Below are 14,255 nucleotides of genomic sequence, written 5' to 3'. Positions count from 1 at the left end.
GCTCAGACACCGGCGCCGCCGTCGGGGCCGCGGCGTCGCGCGTGGAGGTGCGCGTGGCGCGCGAGGATCTCCATGTGCGCCTCGCCCCCGGCGCCCGGGCCGTGCGAGCCCAGGTGGTCGAGTGTCAGTCGGCCGAGGGCCAGTCGCCCGCGTGCCTGGAGATCCTGCCGGCCCTCCGCAGCCAGGGCTCCGATGTCCGAGCGCCCCAGCAGACCGCCCGCGGCCTTGAGCGCCGACCCGCACGTACTCAGCGCCAGATCGGCCAGGCCGGCCAGCAGGAGCACCGGACCGCCCCCGCCGTCACCGCCCCCGCCCCCGCCGTCGCGATGGATGTCCCGTGGCATGCGCACCGTCCCCGCCCTCCGCCCCAGGCCGGCACGTCCGTGCCCGCCCCTGCCAGCAGAGTGCCCGGTGGCCGGCGCCGATGATCCTCGAAGACCCCATCAAGTGATCACTCGTTCAGGTGTACGGCGGCCGGTCCGCGACCGGTGACGGCCGCGGACCGGGTGTCACTTCTCGGTCTGCTCCTTCCACTCCGCCTGGGCGTCGTTCAGCTCCTTGGCCACCTTGTCGGCGAACTCCTTGGCGGTCATGTCGCCGAGGAGCACCTTCTGGAAGGATGTGCTTGATGACGGCGCCGTCGGGACAGATGTTGCCGTGCAGCACGGCGACACCACCCTCGGTGGCGAGGGGGTTGTCGCGTTCGCGGATGACGTCGGAGTTGTGGACCCGGACGCCGTGGAGCTGTTCGCGCAGGGTGTCGTGCGCGACGGTGGGGCGGTCCAGATGCAGGACGTCGGTCAGCCGGGACAGGAAGCCGGGCAGCCCGCCGGCGAAGTGGAAGTCCTCCATCAGGTACCTGCCGCCGGGGCGGAGGTCGGCGAGGACGGGCACGGTGCGGGCGACGCGGTCGAAGTCGGCGAGGGTGAGGGGGATCCCGGAGCGGCCGGCCATCGCGATCAGGTGGATGACGGCGTTGGTGGAGCCGCCGAGCGCCAGGACGGTCGCGACGGCGTCCTCGTACGCGTCGGGCGTGAGGACCTTCGACAGGGTGAGGTCCCGCCACACCAGCTCCACGATCCGCCGTCCGGACTCGGCCGCCATCCGCTCGTGCCCGGAGTCGACGGCCGGGACCGAGGACGCCCCCGGGACCGTGACACCGAGCACCTCGGCGGCGGCGGTCAGGGTCGACGCCGTGCCCATGGTCATGCAGTGGCCGGGGGAGCGGGCGAGGCCGTTCTCCAGCTCCGTCAGCTCGCAGTCACCGATCAGACCGGCGCGCCGGTCGTCCCAGTACTTCCACATGTCGGTGCCGGAGCCGAGTACTTCGTCGCGCCGGTGTCCGGGAAGCATCGGCCCGGCCGGTACGAGGACGGTCGGCAGGTCCACGGACGCGGCGCCCATCAGCAGCGCCGGTGTCGTCTTGTCGCAGCCGCCCATCAGGACGGCGCCGTCGACCGGGTAGGAGCGGAGCAGCTCCTCGGTCTCCATCGCCAGCATGTTGCGGTAGAGCATGGGGGTCGGCTTCTGGAACGTCTCGGAGAGCGTGGACACCGGGAATTCCAGCGGGAAGCCGCCCGCCTGCCAGACGCCCCGCTTGACCGCCTGCGCGCGTTCCCGCAGATGGACATGGCAGGGATTGATGTCGGACCAGGTGTTGAGGATCGCGACGACCGGCTTGCCGAGGTGCTCCTCGGGGAGATAGCCGAGCTGGCGGGTGCGGACCCGGTGGCTGAAGGAGCGCAGGCCCGAGGAGATGTCACTGCCGTACCACTGGTGGCTGCGCAGGTCCTCGGGGGCGAGGCGTCCGTCGGGTAGTCGGACGGAGGGCGTGTCGCCGTGGGTGCTCATGTCGGCCAGCCCGCGATCAGGCCGGCGACCTCGGCGCGTACCGGCTCGGGCAGTACGCGGCTCGGCGCCCGTACATCACGCCGGCACAGGCCCAGCACGGCAAGCGCTTCCTTCACGACGGTCACGTGGTCGGCGGACTGCCGTGCCGCGCGCAGCTCCTCGAAGGGCCGGATGCGCTCGAAGACCTTCATGGCCGTGCCGTAGTCCCCGGCGCGCAGCGCCTCCAGCATCCCCAGCGAGACGGCCGGGGCGACATTGACGAGACCCGATGTGAAGCCGGTGGCGCCGCCCGCGAAGTACGAGGGTGCGTACACCTCCGCGAGCCCCGCCACCCAGACGAAGCGCTCCAGCCCCGCGTCCCGCGCGAAGGCGGCGAAGCGCGCGGCGTCCGGCACGGCGTACTTGGCGCCGACGACGTTGGGGCACAGCTCGCCGAGCGCCGCGAGGCTCTCTCCCGGCAGTCGCGGATCACGTATGTACGGGACGACCCCCAGCTCCGGCACCGCCTCGGCGATGGACCGGTGGTAGTCGATCCAGCCGTCCTGCGACACATAGGGGTGCACCGGCTGATGGACCATCACCATCGTGGCCCCGCAATCCCGGGGCGTGCGCCGCGGCGGCCAGGGCGGTCGGCACCTCAAGGCCGATGCCCACCAGGATCACGGCCTGGCCGGCCGCCTCCTCGATGGTCAGCTCGGTGACCGTACGGCGCTCGTCGGGGCTGAGGGCGTAGTACTCACCGGTGTTGCCGTTCGGCGTGAGCGTGCGCACACCGCCGTCGATCAGCCGGCGCAGCAGCGCCCGGTGCGCCTTGGTGTCGATGGTGTCGTCGTCGGTGAACGGCGTGACGGGGATCGCCACGACATCGGCGAGCGCGTCCCGCGACGAGAGAAGACCGTGGTCCGTCATATCTGGTCTCCTTCGGGGAACGCCCGCCGTACGAAGGAGGCGATGTGGTCGTGCAGGGCGAGTGCGGCGCCGGCGGAGTCTCCGGCCAGGGCGAGGCGCAGGATCTCCCGGTGCTCGCCGGCCTCCCGGTCCCAGGACGGATCGGCGGCCCAGGCGACGGTGGAGACGAGAGCGGCCTGGTCGCGTACCTCGTCGAGCATCAAGGACCGGGCCTCGGCCAACAGCGCCCGTGGATCCCCTGTACCGCCTCCGATGTACTCGTCGAGCCCGACCCGGGACGCGTCGTCCCCCTCCAGCGCGAGTGAGCGGAATCCCAGATCCTCCACCAGCAGCCGGACAACCCTGTGCGAGAGCGTGGACAACTCGTGGGCCTGACGGGTCGAGGCGCCCACGGCCACCACCCGGGCATCGCGCACGATGTCGACCAGCGGCAGGAGATCGGTCAACGGAGCCCCGGGATCGAGCGTGGTGAGGCGGTGGGTGTGACGCCCGATCCACTGGGGCATCGTCTCGGTCATCGCCGGAACTCCTTGATCGGCCCGATCGGTTCAGGGACGCGCGTTCCTCGCGGCCGGTGCCGCACACACACAGGCTCGGACATGAACCGTGGTTGAGGTCAAGCGGGCGCGATCGGAGACCGGTACCACGGGCCGCCTCGCCCGGCGGTCCGATACACGTTCGGGCCCGGCGGCTGCATAAGGTGTCTCCCGTGCCTGGCGAGACTGACCTGCGACGACTTCTGATCGACATGCGGCCGGAGCTGAATCCGGGGCGCTTCGTGTTCACCACGGTGGCCGACGGCGTTCCCCCCGGGGTCTCGCCGATCGTCACGGTGGCCGAGCGCGAGGGCCTGACCATGGTGCTGAGCCAGGAGGACGCCGAGGCCGCCGGGCTGGGGTACGACTACGTGGCCGGCTGGCTGGTGCTCCGGGTGAACTCCGCTCTGGACGCGGTCGGGCTGACCGCCGCCGTGTCCCGCGAACTCGCCGGGGCCGGAGTCAGCTGCAACGTGGTGGCCGGGTTCCACCACGACCACCTCTTCGTGCCGTACGAGGTGGCCGACCGTGCGATGGCCCTGCTCGAAGGGCTCTCCCGTAGATCAGCGGCCGGCCGCTCGTAGTAACATAAGTGCTTTTTCCGGGAGGGGATTTCGGGGCGCTCGGGACGAGAAGCCGGGCCGTTTCCGGGTGTTCCGTACGCGTACGTTCCCCTCCCGCCGACGGGAGAGGACACAACGAATGACAACTTCTGCGCACAACGCCGAAACCATCGGGGTGGTGGGGGCGCGCACCAACAACCTCCGCGATGTCACCGTGAGCATTCCGAAGGGACGGGTGGTCGCCTTCACCGGGGTCAGCGGCAGCGGCAAGACCTCGTTAGCGATCGACACCATTCACAGCGAGGCACAACTCCGTTATCTGGAGGGGCTGTCGCCGTTCATCCGGCAGTACATCACCCAGCGCAACCGCCCCAAGGTGGACCGGGTCCTCGGCCTCGGCGCGACCCTCGCCGTCGATCAGCGCCGGCTCAACCGCAACCCCCGGTCCACCGTCGCCACCATCACCGGCATCGACGGCCACCTCGGACTGCTGTACTCCCGGCTGCCCGGCGTCGGCCCCGACGCGGTCCCCGGCGACGGCCACCTCACCACGGCCCACTTCGACCGGCACACTCCCGAGGGAAGCTGCTCCGACTGCCACGGCGTCGGCGGGCGCTGGCAGGCACGGGAAGAACTGATCATCACCCACCCGGAGTTGCCCCTCTTCGAAGGGGCCTCGCCCTGGTACGCGAAGTGGCGGTCCGGCGAACACGCCTTCATTCCCGCCCTGGCGGAGAAGCGCGGCGTGGACCTCGCCCGCCCCTGGCAGTCGCTGCCCGAGGCCTTCCGTCACAACGTGCTGTACGGCACGGGTGACGAGAGGATCGAGGCCACCGTCGACATGCCGAACAAGAACGAGACGTCCTCCTGGACGTACACCTCCAGCGAGCCGCTGCGCGGAGCGCTCGCCGAGGTGGAGAGGGTCTTCGCGAACGCCGCGACGCCCACCGCCAAGGAGCGCTACCTGCCGTACATGCGCAAGATGCCCTGCGCCACCTGCGGCGGCACCGGATACGACGACATCGCCCGGTCGGTACGGCTCGGCGGGCTCGCCTACCCCGAACTGCTGGAGGTCGACGTACGCGAGGTGCGCGCCTGGGGGGACCGGGTCACCGACGGACTCGGCACCGGACAGCGCGTGGTGGGCGAGCCGCTGCTCCAGGACCTGGCCCGCCGGCTCCGGGTGCTGGACCGGCTGGGCCTGGCCCATCTCCAGCTGTCCCGCGGCGCGGCCACCCTGTCCGGCGGCGAACTCCAGCGCACCCGGCTCGCGGCGCAGCTCAGCACCGAACTCAGCGACATCATCTTCGTCCTGGACGAGCCGGGCACCGGCCTCCACCCGGCGGACAAGGCTCATCTGCTCGACATCGCGCTGGAACTGCGGGCCGCCGGGAACACCGTGCTGCTGGTCGAGCACGACCCCGAACTGATCGCGCGGGCCGACTGGGTGATCGACATGGGACCGGGCGCCGGGCGGCTCGGCGGCGAGGTGCTCGTCTCCGGGACACCCTCGGAGGTCGCCGCGCACCCGCGCTCGCTGACCGGCCACTACCTCGCGGGGAAGGGGCCGCGGCTGCGCCGTGCCCCCCGGCCGGTCGGGGACCGCACGAAGTGGGTCGAGCTGCACGGGCTGTCCGCGCACAACGTGACGGCCGACCTGGTCCGCTTCCCCGTGGGCCGGCTGACCTGTCTGACCGGGGTCAGCGGCAGCGGCAAGAGCAGTCTGCTCGGGGCGCTCGGAGCCGGGATGGAGGCGGCCCTGAACGGAACGGCGGCCGACACCGTCCGCCGGGTCACCGGAGGCGAGGGCTTCAACTGGGTCGCCGTGGTCGACCAGGAGCCGATCGGGCGGACCCCCCGGTCCAACCCGGCCACGTACAGCAAGGCCTTCGACATCGTCCGCAAGCTGTTCGCGGAGACGGACGAGGCGCGCAAGCGCGGCATCAAGTCCTCCTGGTTCTCCTTCAACACGGCGAACGGCGGACGCTGCGAGACGTGCACCGGGTACGGCCGCAAGCTGGTCAACATGCACTTCCTGCCGGACGTGTGGGTGGTCTGCGACGCCTGCGAGGGCCGCCGCTACACGCAGGAGGCACTGGAGATCACCTACGAGGGGCTGACCATCGACGGGGTGCTCGACCTGACCGTCGCCGAGGCCGTGGAACGTCTCACGGAACAGAAGCAGTTGGCGGAGACGCTGGAGGCCCTGGACCGGGTCGGTCTCGGCTATCTGCAACTCGGCCAGAACGCCACGGAACTCTCCGGCGGCGAGGCGCAGCGGCTGAAGCTGGCCTCGGCGATCCAGCGTGGCGCGGCAGGCCGCAAGGCCGGACTGGTCGTTCTGGACGAACCCGTCTCCGGGCTGCACCCCTCCGACATCCAGCGCATGGTGGACGCCTTCGACCTGCTGCTGGACTCGGGCAACACCGTGGTCGTCGCCGAGCACGACATCCCCGTCGCCGCCTCCGCGGACTGGGTGATCGACCTGGGGCCGGGCGCCGGCCCGGACGGCGGGGCGGTGGTCGCCGCGGGCACCCCGGAGCAGGTCGCCGCCGCCGACACGCCGACCGCGGGTTTCTTCCGCCGGTACGCGGCGGGCCTGCCGCTGCTGGGGGAGTCCGGCGACCGATCGGGTAACTGACCGTCGACGGTGGGCGGTTGACGCCCCGCGCCGACCGTTGAAGCCCCGCGTCCGGCCGCGATCGCACGCGGTCAGGCGCGGGGCGAGGTCAGCTCCAGGACGGTGATGTCCGGCTCGGCGCCCAGTCGGACCGGCGGCCCCCAGAAGCCGGTGCCGCGGGTCACGTAGAGCAGGGTGTCCCCGTGCCGGCTCAGCCCGGCCACGTTCGGCTCGCTCAGGCCCATGAGCTGGTTGAAGGGCCACAGCTGGCCGCCGTGGGTGTGGCCGGACAACTGGAGGTCCACCCCGTACCGGGCGGCCTCGTCGACCTGCGCCGGCTGGTGTGCGAGGAGTACGACGGCCCGGTCCCGGTCGCGTCCGCCGAGCGCGGCCTCGTAGTCCGGGCCGTCACCGTGCTCGGCGCCGCTCTCGTCCTCGACCCCGGCCAGGTCGAAGCCGGGCAGGGCGACCCGTTCGTTGCGCAGTGTGCGCAGTCCGAGCCCTCGTACGAACCGGACCCACTGGGCCGCGCCCGAGTAGAACTCGTGGTTGCCGGTGACGAAGAACGCGCCGTGGGTGGCCCGGAGGTCCGCGAGCGGTTCGGCGGCCCGTCCCTGGTCGGCCACGCCGGCGTCCTCCACCAGGTCGCCGACGAGCGCCACCAGGTCGGGTTCGGTGCCGTTGAGGAGGTCCACCAACTGCCTGGTGCGGTCGCGGCCCACCAGCACGTTCAGATGGATGTCGCTGATCAGGGCGATCCGGAAGCCGTGGGCCGCCGGGTCGAGCCGGGCGAGCGGCACGGTGATGTGCTTGATGCGGGGAGGGCCGAGCGCGGTGTACGCGCCGTACCCCACGGCGGCGGTGGCGGCGGCCCCGGAGGCGAGCGCGACGGCGCGGCCGACGAACAGCCGCCGTGAGGGGTGGATGGGGACGGGGGACGCGGGCTCGAATTCGGGCTCGAATTCGGGCTCGGGCTCGGGCTCGGGCTCGGGCTCGGGCTCGGGCGAACCCGTATCCGACGCGGAGCCCGTACCGGGCACGTGGTCTCCGCCCGCCATGGATCTCGCACCGGGCGTCGCCCGCACGGCGGCGGTGGCGCCGGCGGTCGCCCGCCGACGTTCCACCCGCAGCAGGATCACGCGCAGCACCTCACCGACCAGCAGCGCCAGGGCCAGATAGAGGATTCCCGCCATCCACACGAAGCCGGGCCAGCCGACAGCCGTGGCCAGCGGCGCGGGCAGCGCCCGCTCGCCGGGCGGCGCGGCCACCAGCAGGACGCCCAGCAGCACGATCAGGACGGTGCCGCTCCGGCGCCACGCGGAACCGGGAGTCGTCGTGTCGCGGACCGTACGCCGCCACACGTAGTAATGGACACCGGCCAGGAGCGGCAGTACGAGTGCGACGAACAGCGCGGAGGACATTCGGGCCCCCGATCAGCGGTCGATCGGGTGCGGTTCACCGCACCAGTGCCGCAGCGCCCTGGTCAGCCCCCGGCCGGGTTCGGCTCCCGCCCAGGCGACATAACCGTCGGGCCGGATCAGTACATGCTCGGGCCACCTGGCGCCGAGGGGTTCGGCGAGCACACCCGTACGCAGCCGGGCCTCCCAGCCGGCGGCGGCGGGCGGGCAGCCGTCCGTACCCGTCAGCACGAAACCGCCGCCCCTGAACAACTCGTACAGCCTCTCCGGACCGCCGGGAGCCGCCACGAGCGGCCGGTCGGGCACCCGCAGGCCTGTCCACCGGTCACGCCCCGCCGCCGGGTAACGCAGGGTCAGACCCGACAGGTGCAGCACGTTCAGCCGGTGGACCGGCTTGATCCGCATCGACCACATCGCGGCCTTCCGCAGCAGCCGGGCGGGGAGGGTGTCCGAGGTCTCGAAACGGAACGACAGGTCGGTCTTGCGCAGCGTCTCCGCCGCGATCGGGTAGCGCTCCGCCTCGTAGGTGTCGAGCAGGCTCTCCGGCGCCCAGCCGTCGAGCACCGCCCGCAGTTTCCACCCCAGGTTGAACGCGTCCTGGATACCGGTCTGGAGCCCCTGTCCGCCCGACGGGATGTGGGTGTGCGCGGCGTCGCCGGCGAGCAGGACCCGGCCGACCCGGTACCGCTTGGCGTGCCGCTGCGAGCTGCGGAACCGCGACAGCCACAGCGGGTCGGTGATGCCGATGTCCAGGCCCAGGATGGCGGCGCAGCTCTCGCTGAGATCCTCCAGGGTCAGCGGCTCGTCGGCGGGGACGGTGAACTTCTCCCGGTCCAGGACGATGACCCGGTAGGTGCCGTCGCGGAACGGGAACAGGGCCGCCATGCCGCGCCGGTTGATCCTGGCGTACTCGGCGGGTCCCGGCGGACTGCTCAGCCGGGCGTCGGCCATCATCAGCGACTGGTCGTAGTTCCAGCCGTCGAACTTCACTCCCAGGACCTCGCGGACGGTGCTGTTGACCCCGTCGCAGCCGACGACGTACCGGGCCCGGACGGTCGTCGGACCCTCCGGGCCGGTCAGCTCGACCACGACCCCGTCGTCGTCCTGCGACAGTCCGGTCATCTCGGTGCCGGGCAGCAGCACCGCGCCCGCCTTCTCGGCGGCTATCTGCAGCGCGTCCTCGGTCTTCGACTGCGGGATGGAGAGGCTGAACGGGAAGCTGGTGTCGAGCAGTCCGTAGTCCAGATAACCGTCTTCGTTGCCGAGCGGGGGGTGCGGGCACTCCAGGCCCCAGGCCAGCACATCGCCGACCCGGCCCCGCATGTCGAGGAGTTCCATCGTGCGGGGTTCGACCGTGCAGGCCCGGGACAGCCGGGCGCGCCGGGTGCGCTTGTCCACCACCTGGCAGGAGATGCCGAACCCGGCCAGTTCAGCCGCGAGCGCGAGCCCGGCGGGCCCGCCGCCGACGATGAGCACCTGAGGGGACGGCGGCATCTGCAGACTCCTTCGGATCGGCTGGTCCCGCCGCACGGGGAGGGTGCGGGGCGCGCAGGGCCACGGCAGGGGCAAGGGCGGCCGGATGTCCGGCGCGGAGCCGCTCCCCGCCGGACGCCAGCCAGTTAAAGGGCGGTCCGCGGCGGGCGCAACCACGCTGAGAACGAGGTGAGAGGCGCCGGAGAGCGGCGGTCCGCCGGTGAGAGCGGTTCGAGAACCAGGTTGAGAACAGGGGGCCTTAGCGTGGCGGCCGATCAGGTGGTGTCCATGCAGTCCAGCCCGCAGGGGGGCGTCCCGCCATGACCGCGCATCCGCCGGAACCACTTCGCGCACCGGCCGCCCCGGAACCACCGGCCGCCGCGAGGCCACCGGCTGCCGTGGGGCCACCGGCCGGCCCGGAGCCCGAGGACCTTCAATCCCTGCTGACCATCCGCCACTTCGAGAACCTGCTGCTGCGGATGTTCGCCGAGGGCAGGCTCAACGGCACCACGCACACCTGTCTGGGACAGGAGTACGTGCCGGTCTCACTGGCCCCGCTGCTGTCGGACGACCACGTACTCAGCAACCACCGCGGCCACGGCCACTACCTCGCCCTGTTCCGTGATCCCGCCGGACTGCTCGCGGAGATCATGGGCCGGGCCGGCGCCGTGTGTTCGGGCGTCGGCGGCAGCCAGCACATCCGCCGCCGGAACTATCTCTCCACCGGGGTGCAGGGACAGAGCCTGCCGCTGGCCGTGGGCATCGGGATGCGCTGCAAGCGCGTCCGGTCCGGCCGGATCGCCGCCGCTTTCGTCGGAGACGGCACCTGGGGCGAGGGAGCGGTGTACGAGGCACTCAACATGGCCGCGCTGTGGCGGGTGCCGGTCCTGGTGGTCGTCGAACACAACGCCGTCGCCCAGTCCACCCCGACGCACCTGCAGATGGCCGGTTCGATCGCGGACCGGGCCGCAGCCTTCGGTATCGACTTCCTGGAGATAACCGGCCATCACGTGCCGGAGATCCGCGAACGGCTGGCCCCCGTGGTCCGCCGGGTCCGCGAGGAACACCGCCCGGCGGTCGTGCAGTTCACCACCCGCCGGCTGGGTCCGCACAGCAAGGGCGACGACACCCGCCCGCAGGAGGAGGTGGACCGCCTATGGGCTGCCGACTGGCACCGGGAGCTGACCGACCGGCTGGGCGATCCGTTCCGGGAACTCGACGCGAGGATCCGCGCAGACCTGGAGCAGCTTGCCCGGGAGGTGGAGGCACGGCCGCCCGCCGCGTGGACGGGCTCCGGTCTCCCGGACACGAGGATGGAGTATCCATGGCCGAACTGACCGAGCCGACCGAATCGACAGAAGCGACCGAACTGACGGGCCTGGTGGCCGATGTGCTCCAGATGGCCCCCGCCGAGGTCACCGAAGACACCGGGCCCGCCACCACGGCGGCCTGGACCAGCCTGCGGCACGTCCAGATCGTCGCCCGTGTCGAGCAGACCTACGGTGTCAGGCTCACCGCCCGTGAGGTACGCGGCTGCCGGAGCGTCGGCGCCCTGCGCGGAGTCCTGGCCGAGAAGCGGGAGACGACGTGACCGGGCGACCCGCACCCCGGGTGGTGGAGGCGCTCAACGGCGCCCTGCACCGGCTGTTCGACGAACGGCCCTCACTGCACCTGCTCGGTGAGGACGTACTCGACCCGTACGGCGGCGCCTTCAAGGTGACCCGCGGTCTGTCCTCCCGCCACCCGGACCGGGTGCTCGGCACCCCGATCAGCGAGGCGGGCATCACCGGCGTGGCGGGCGGTCTGGCCCTCGCGGGGGACCAGGCGGTCGTGGAGATGATGTTCGGCGACTTCGCCGCGCTCGCCTTCGACCAGGTGCTCAACCTGATCTCCAAGTCGGTGACCATGTACGGGGAACGGGTGCCGATGCCGGTCGTGGTGCGCTGCCCGGTGGGCGGCAACCGCGGATACGGCCCCACCCACAGCCAGAGCGTGCAGAAACACTTCCTCGGCATTCCCAACCTGGCGCTGTACGAGACGAGTCCCTTCCACGACCCGTACGCGCAGCTGGCCGAGGGTCTCGACCACGGGCCCGCGATCCTCTTCGAGGACAAGGTCCTCTACACCCGGCGGGTGTTGCGCGACGGGGCGGTGGACGAGCACCACAGGTACGAACTGCTCGGCGGGCCGACCGGCTGGGCGCACGTCACCCCCGTGGACGCGGCCCCCGCCGACGTGGTGCTGATCTGCCCCGGCGGGACAGCGCACCGGGCGATCGAGGCCGCCGGGCTGCTGCGGGGCCGTGGACTGACCACGCACGTACTGGTTCCGGCCCGCCTCTACCCGCCGGACCTGGAGCCGGTGCTGCCGTTGCTGGCGGGCGCCCGGCTGGTCGCGGTGGCGGAGGAGAGCACCGCGGGCGGCACCTGGGGCGCCGAGATCGCCGCTCAGGTGCACGGGAGGATCTGGGCGCAGCTGCGCGCGCCCGTACTGCCGCTGTCGTCGGCCGATTCGGTGGTGCCGACCGCCCCGCACCTGGAGGCGGGGGTCCTGCTGGGGGCCGAGCGGATCGCCGACGAGATCGAGACGGCCGCGGCCCGCTCCCTGCCGCCCCGCGCGCCGGCCGCACGCGTCGTACCCGCCGGGCCACTGGCGGACACCGGACCCCCGGCCGCTCCCGTCCCGGCCGCTCCCGTCCCGGCCGCTCCCGTCCCGGCCGCTCCCGTCCCGGCCGCTCCCGTCCCGGCCGCACCCGCGCCGGACACAGCCCGGCCGGAGGGCGCCGAGCCCGTGGCCGGAGTGCCGGTCGGCGTGCCCAAGCTCAACAACAACGACACCGCCTACCTGGTGCTCCAGTGGCTCGCCGACGACGGCGCGCAGGTCGCCGAGGGCGATCCGCTGGTCGAGGTGGAGACCTCAAAGGCGGTCGAGGAGATCGTCGCCCCGGCCGCCGGGCACCTGCGGGTACGCGCCGCCGAGGGCACCGAGGTCGGTGTCGGCGAGCTCCTCGCCGAGCTGTTCGCCGAACCGCCCACGGACCGGCCCGAGTCCCCGTCGGCCTCCTCGCCGGGGGCCGCCCCGGTCGCCGCCGCGCCCGTACCGCCTCCCGCCGCCGGTCAGGGACCCGCCCCCCGTACCCATGTGCTGGACCGGGCCCAGCAGGGCACCGCCGCCGTGGTCACCCGCGCGCACCAGGAGGTGCCCGCCGCCTTCGCCGCGGTCGAGGTCGAGGTGGACGCGGTGCTGGCCCGGCTGCGGACGCTGTCCGACGAGACCGGCGCCGAGGTGGGTCTGCCGGAGGCGGTGGTGAAGGCCGTGGCCGCCACGCACCCCACGTTTCCCCATCTGTTCGGTGCCCTGCTGGACGAACGGACCGTACGGCTGGCCGACACCGTGGACATCGGAGTCACCGTGGACGCCGGGAACGGCCTCTACACCCCGGTGCTGCGGGACTGCGCCGCCCGTTCCCTCGCCGACCTCTCCGACGACCTCATGGAGTTCCGGATGAAGGCGTTCCGCGGTGAGTTCACCGCGGGCGACCTGTCGGGCGGCGCGCTGACCGTGTCCCTGAACGTGGAACCCGGCGTGCTGGTCGTCCAGCCGATCGTCATGTGGCCGCAGTTGTGCATGGTCTCGGTCGGCGGCCCCCTGACCCGCCTCGTCCTCGCCGAGGGGGTGCCCGCCCCCGCCACCGTCGTCACCCTCGGTCTCGCCCACGACCACCGGGTGGTCAACGGCCGGGAGGCGGTCGCGTTCCTGCGCGCCGTCTCGGACGCCCTCCACGACCCGGAACAGCTCGTCAAACTCATCGACTGACCTGAGGAGTTCCAGTGTCGTACGGGTTGACCGCCTTCGGCGTGGCCATGGGCGAAGAGGCCGCCGTCAAGGACGTGGTGGCCGAGTACACCGAGGACGTGGAGCGCGTCCTCGGATACGGCTACGAGTACATCCACCGCGCCCCGCCGGACGTGAGCGTCACCGACCTCGCCGTCGAAGCGGGCAGGCGCGCCCTGGAGTCGGTGAACCCGCGCGAGGTGGACCTGCTCGTACTCGCCCTCACCGACCTCGCCGACCACCTGTACTGGGACGCGGCGGCCCGGGTCCAGTGGGCACTCGGGCTGAGCCGCGCCGAGGCGGTCCTCGTCGACCAGGGCTGCGTGGGCGGGGTCACCGCGTTCGACACCGTCGCCGGCCGGTTCGCCACCCATCCCGGCTACAGCACGGCGCTGGTCATCGGCGCCAACCGGACCGTCGAGGCGTACTGGAACAGGCTGGACACCCACTCGCTGCTGTTCTCGGACGGGGCCGCCGCGGCCGTCGCCGTACGCGACGCGCCCACGCTGCGCTGGCGGTCCTCCTACGCGGAGACGGACGGCCGGTACGCCGACTTCTTCCGGATGGACGTCGGCGGCGCGCGGCAGCCCTTCGTGCCCGGCACCGAGACGCCCGCCGTACGGGACGCCTGGGACGTGGTCGACCAGTTCGACCACGACGCCGAACGGCTGGCCGCCTACGCCGAGGAGATCGACGAACGCACCGCCCGCGCCGTCCACCGGGCCTGCCGCCAGGCCGGCTGCGCCGAGGAGGGCCTGGCCCGGCTGCTCCTGCTCAACGACAACGCCCGGGTACTGGCGACGCAGGCCGAACTGGTCGGGGTGCCGATCGAGCGGACCAACGCCCGACTGGCCGCCCTCAACGGCCACTTCGGCGCCGCCGACCACCTGTTCTCCCTGGCTCGCATGGAGGAGGCCGGGGAGCTGGCACCCGGGGACCTCGTCGCCCTCGCGGCCAACGGCCGGGGCATGCACTGGGCGTGCACGGTCCTCCAGTGCTGACCGCGCCGCCGTTCCGTGTCCCCGCGGTCCGGGGAGCCCCCTTCCGCCAC

At 72.4% G+C, this 14,255-nt stretch carries 10 protein-coding genes and 2 pseudogenes; 6 read left to right on the top strand and 6 right to left on the bottom strand.

Going from position 1 to position 14,255, the window contains the following annotated elements:
- Nucleotides 1-2: 2 nt before the first annotated feature.
- From SSPS47_RS03915 to SSPS47_RS35195, 4 genes and pseudogenes are all read right to left on the bottom strand, one after another.
- Nucleotides 3-344: a hypothetical protein gene (locus SSPS47_RS03915; RefSeq protein ID WP_164248761.1), complete on the bottom strand. Its 342-nt coding sequence runs from the start codon at nt 342-344 to the stop codon at nt 3-5.
- Nucleotides 345-618: 274 nt separating this feature from the next.
- Nucleotides 619-1,851 (bottom strand): annotated as a pseudogene (locus SSPS47_RS03910) (dihydroxy-acid dehydratase); the annotation flags it as partial.
- Nucleotides 1,848-2,760, bottom strand: a pseudogene (locus tag SSPS47_RS03905) (dihydrodipicolinate synthase family protein). The pseudogenes SSPS47_RS03905 and SSPS47_RS03910, both read right to left, overlap by 4 nt.
- The gene (locus SSPS47_RS35195; RefSeq protein WP_164248759.1) at nt 2,757-3,278 is read right to left on the bottom strand and encodes an erythromycin esterase family protein; all 522 of its coding nucleotides are present in this window, start codon (nt 3,276-3,278) and stop codon (nt 2,757-2,759) included. Before SSPS47_RS35195 ends, SSPS47_RS03905 begins: the two are co-directional and overlap by 4 nt.
- A 191-nt stretch (nt 3,279-3,469) precedes the next feature.
- Between SSPS47_RS35195 and SSPS47_RS03895 the strand changes: the two genes are divergently transcribed.
- Nucleotides 3,470-3,880, top strand: coding sequence for an ACT domain-containing protein (locus SSPS47_RS03895; RefSeq protein WP_164248757.1), 411 nt, complete (start codon nt 3,470-3,472; stop codon nt 3,878-3,880).
- 118 nt (nt 3,881-3,998) lie between these two features.
- A complete protein-coding gene (locus tag SSPS47_RS03890; RefSeq protein ID WP_164248756.1) occupies nt 3,999-6,500 on the top strand; it encodes an excinuclease ABC subunit UvrA in 2,502 nt (833 codons plus the stop codon).
- A gap of 71 nt (nt 6,501-6,571) precedes the next feature.
- On the opposite strand, the gene SSPS47_RS03885 is transcribed toward SSPS47_RS03890, so the two are convergent.
- Both SSPS47_RS03885 and SSPS47_RS03880 read right to left on the bottom strand, forming a co-directional pair.
- Nucleotides 6,572-7,900 carry a metallophosphoesterase gene (locus SSPS47_RS03885; RefSeq protein WP_164248754.1) on the bottom strand — a complete coding sequence of 443 codons (1,329 nt, stop codon included), beginning with the start codon at nt 7,898-7,900 and terminating at the stop codon, nt 6,572-6,574.
- 12 nt (nt 7,901-7,912) lie between these two features.
- Nucleotides 7,913-9,391 (bottom strand): FAD-dependent monooxygenase, encoded by a 1,479-nt coding sequence (locus SSPS47_RS03880; protein ID WP_147878644.1) that lies wholly within the window; start codon nt 9,389-9,391, stop codon nt 7,913-7,915.
- Between the two features lie 299 nt (nt 9,392-9,690).
- Between SSPS47_RS03880 and SSPS47_RS03875 the strand changes: the two genes are divergently transcribed.
- The 4 genes from SSPS47_RS03875 to SSPS47_RS03860 are packed head-to-tail and all read left to right on the top strand — an operon-like array spanning nt 9,691 to nt 14,205.
- Entirely contained in the window at nt 9,691-10,707 is a 1,017-nt protein-coding gene (locus SSPS47_RS03875; RefSeq protein WP_164248751.1) for a thiamine pyrophosphate-dependent dehydrogenase E1 component subunit alpha, read from the top strand.
- Nucleotides 10,695-10,961 (top strand): acyl carrier protein, encoded by a 267-nt coding sequence (locus SSPS47_RS03870; protein ID WP_164248749.1) that lies wholly within the window; start codon nt 10,695-10,697, stop codon nt 10,959-10,961. The genes SSPS47_RS03875 and SSPS47_RS03870 overlap by 13 nt, the downstream gene beginning before the upstream one ends.
- Complete coding sequence (locus SSPS47_RS03865; RefSeq protein WP_164248747.1) at nt 10,958-13,186, top strand: 2-oxo acid dehydrogenase subunit E2; 2,229 nt, start codon at nt 10,958-10,960, stop codon at nt 13,184-13,186. The genes SSPS47_RS03870 and SSPS47_RS03865 overlap by 4 nt, the downstream gene beginning before the upstream one ends.
- 14 nt (nt 13,187-13,200) lie before the next feature.
- Nucleotides 13,201-14,205 carry a 3-oxoacyl-[acyl-carrier-protein] synthase III C-terminal domain-containing protein gene (locus SSPS47_RS03860; RefSeq protein WP_164248745.1) on the top strand — a complete coding sequence of 335 codons (1,005 nt, stop codon included), beginning with the start codon at nt 13,201-13,203 and terminating at the stop codon, nt 14,203-14,205.
- Nucleotides 14,206-14,255: the final 50 nt, after the last annotated feature.

This window comes from Streptomyces sp. S4.7, from assembly GCF_010384365.1.
Lineage (GTDB): Bacteria > Actinomycetota > Actinomycetes > Streptomycetales > Streptomycetaceae > Streptomyces.
The sequence above is the reverse complement of the archived record's forward strand: the minus strand, read 5'-3'. Positions and strand labels throughout refer to the sequence as shown.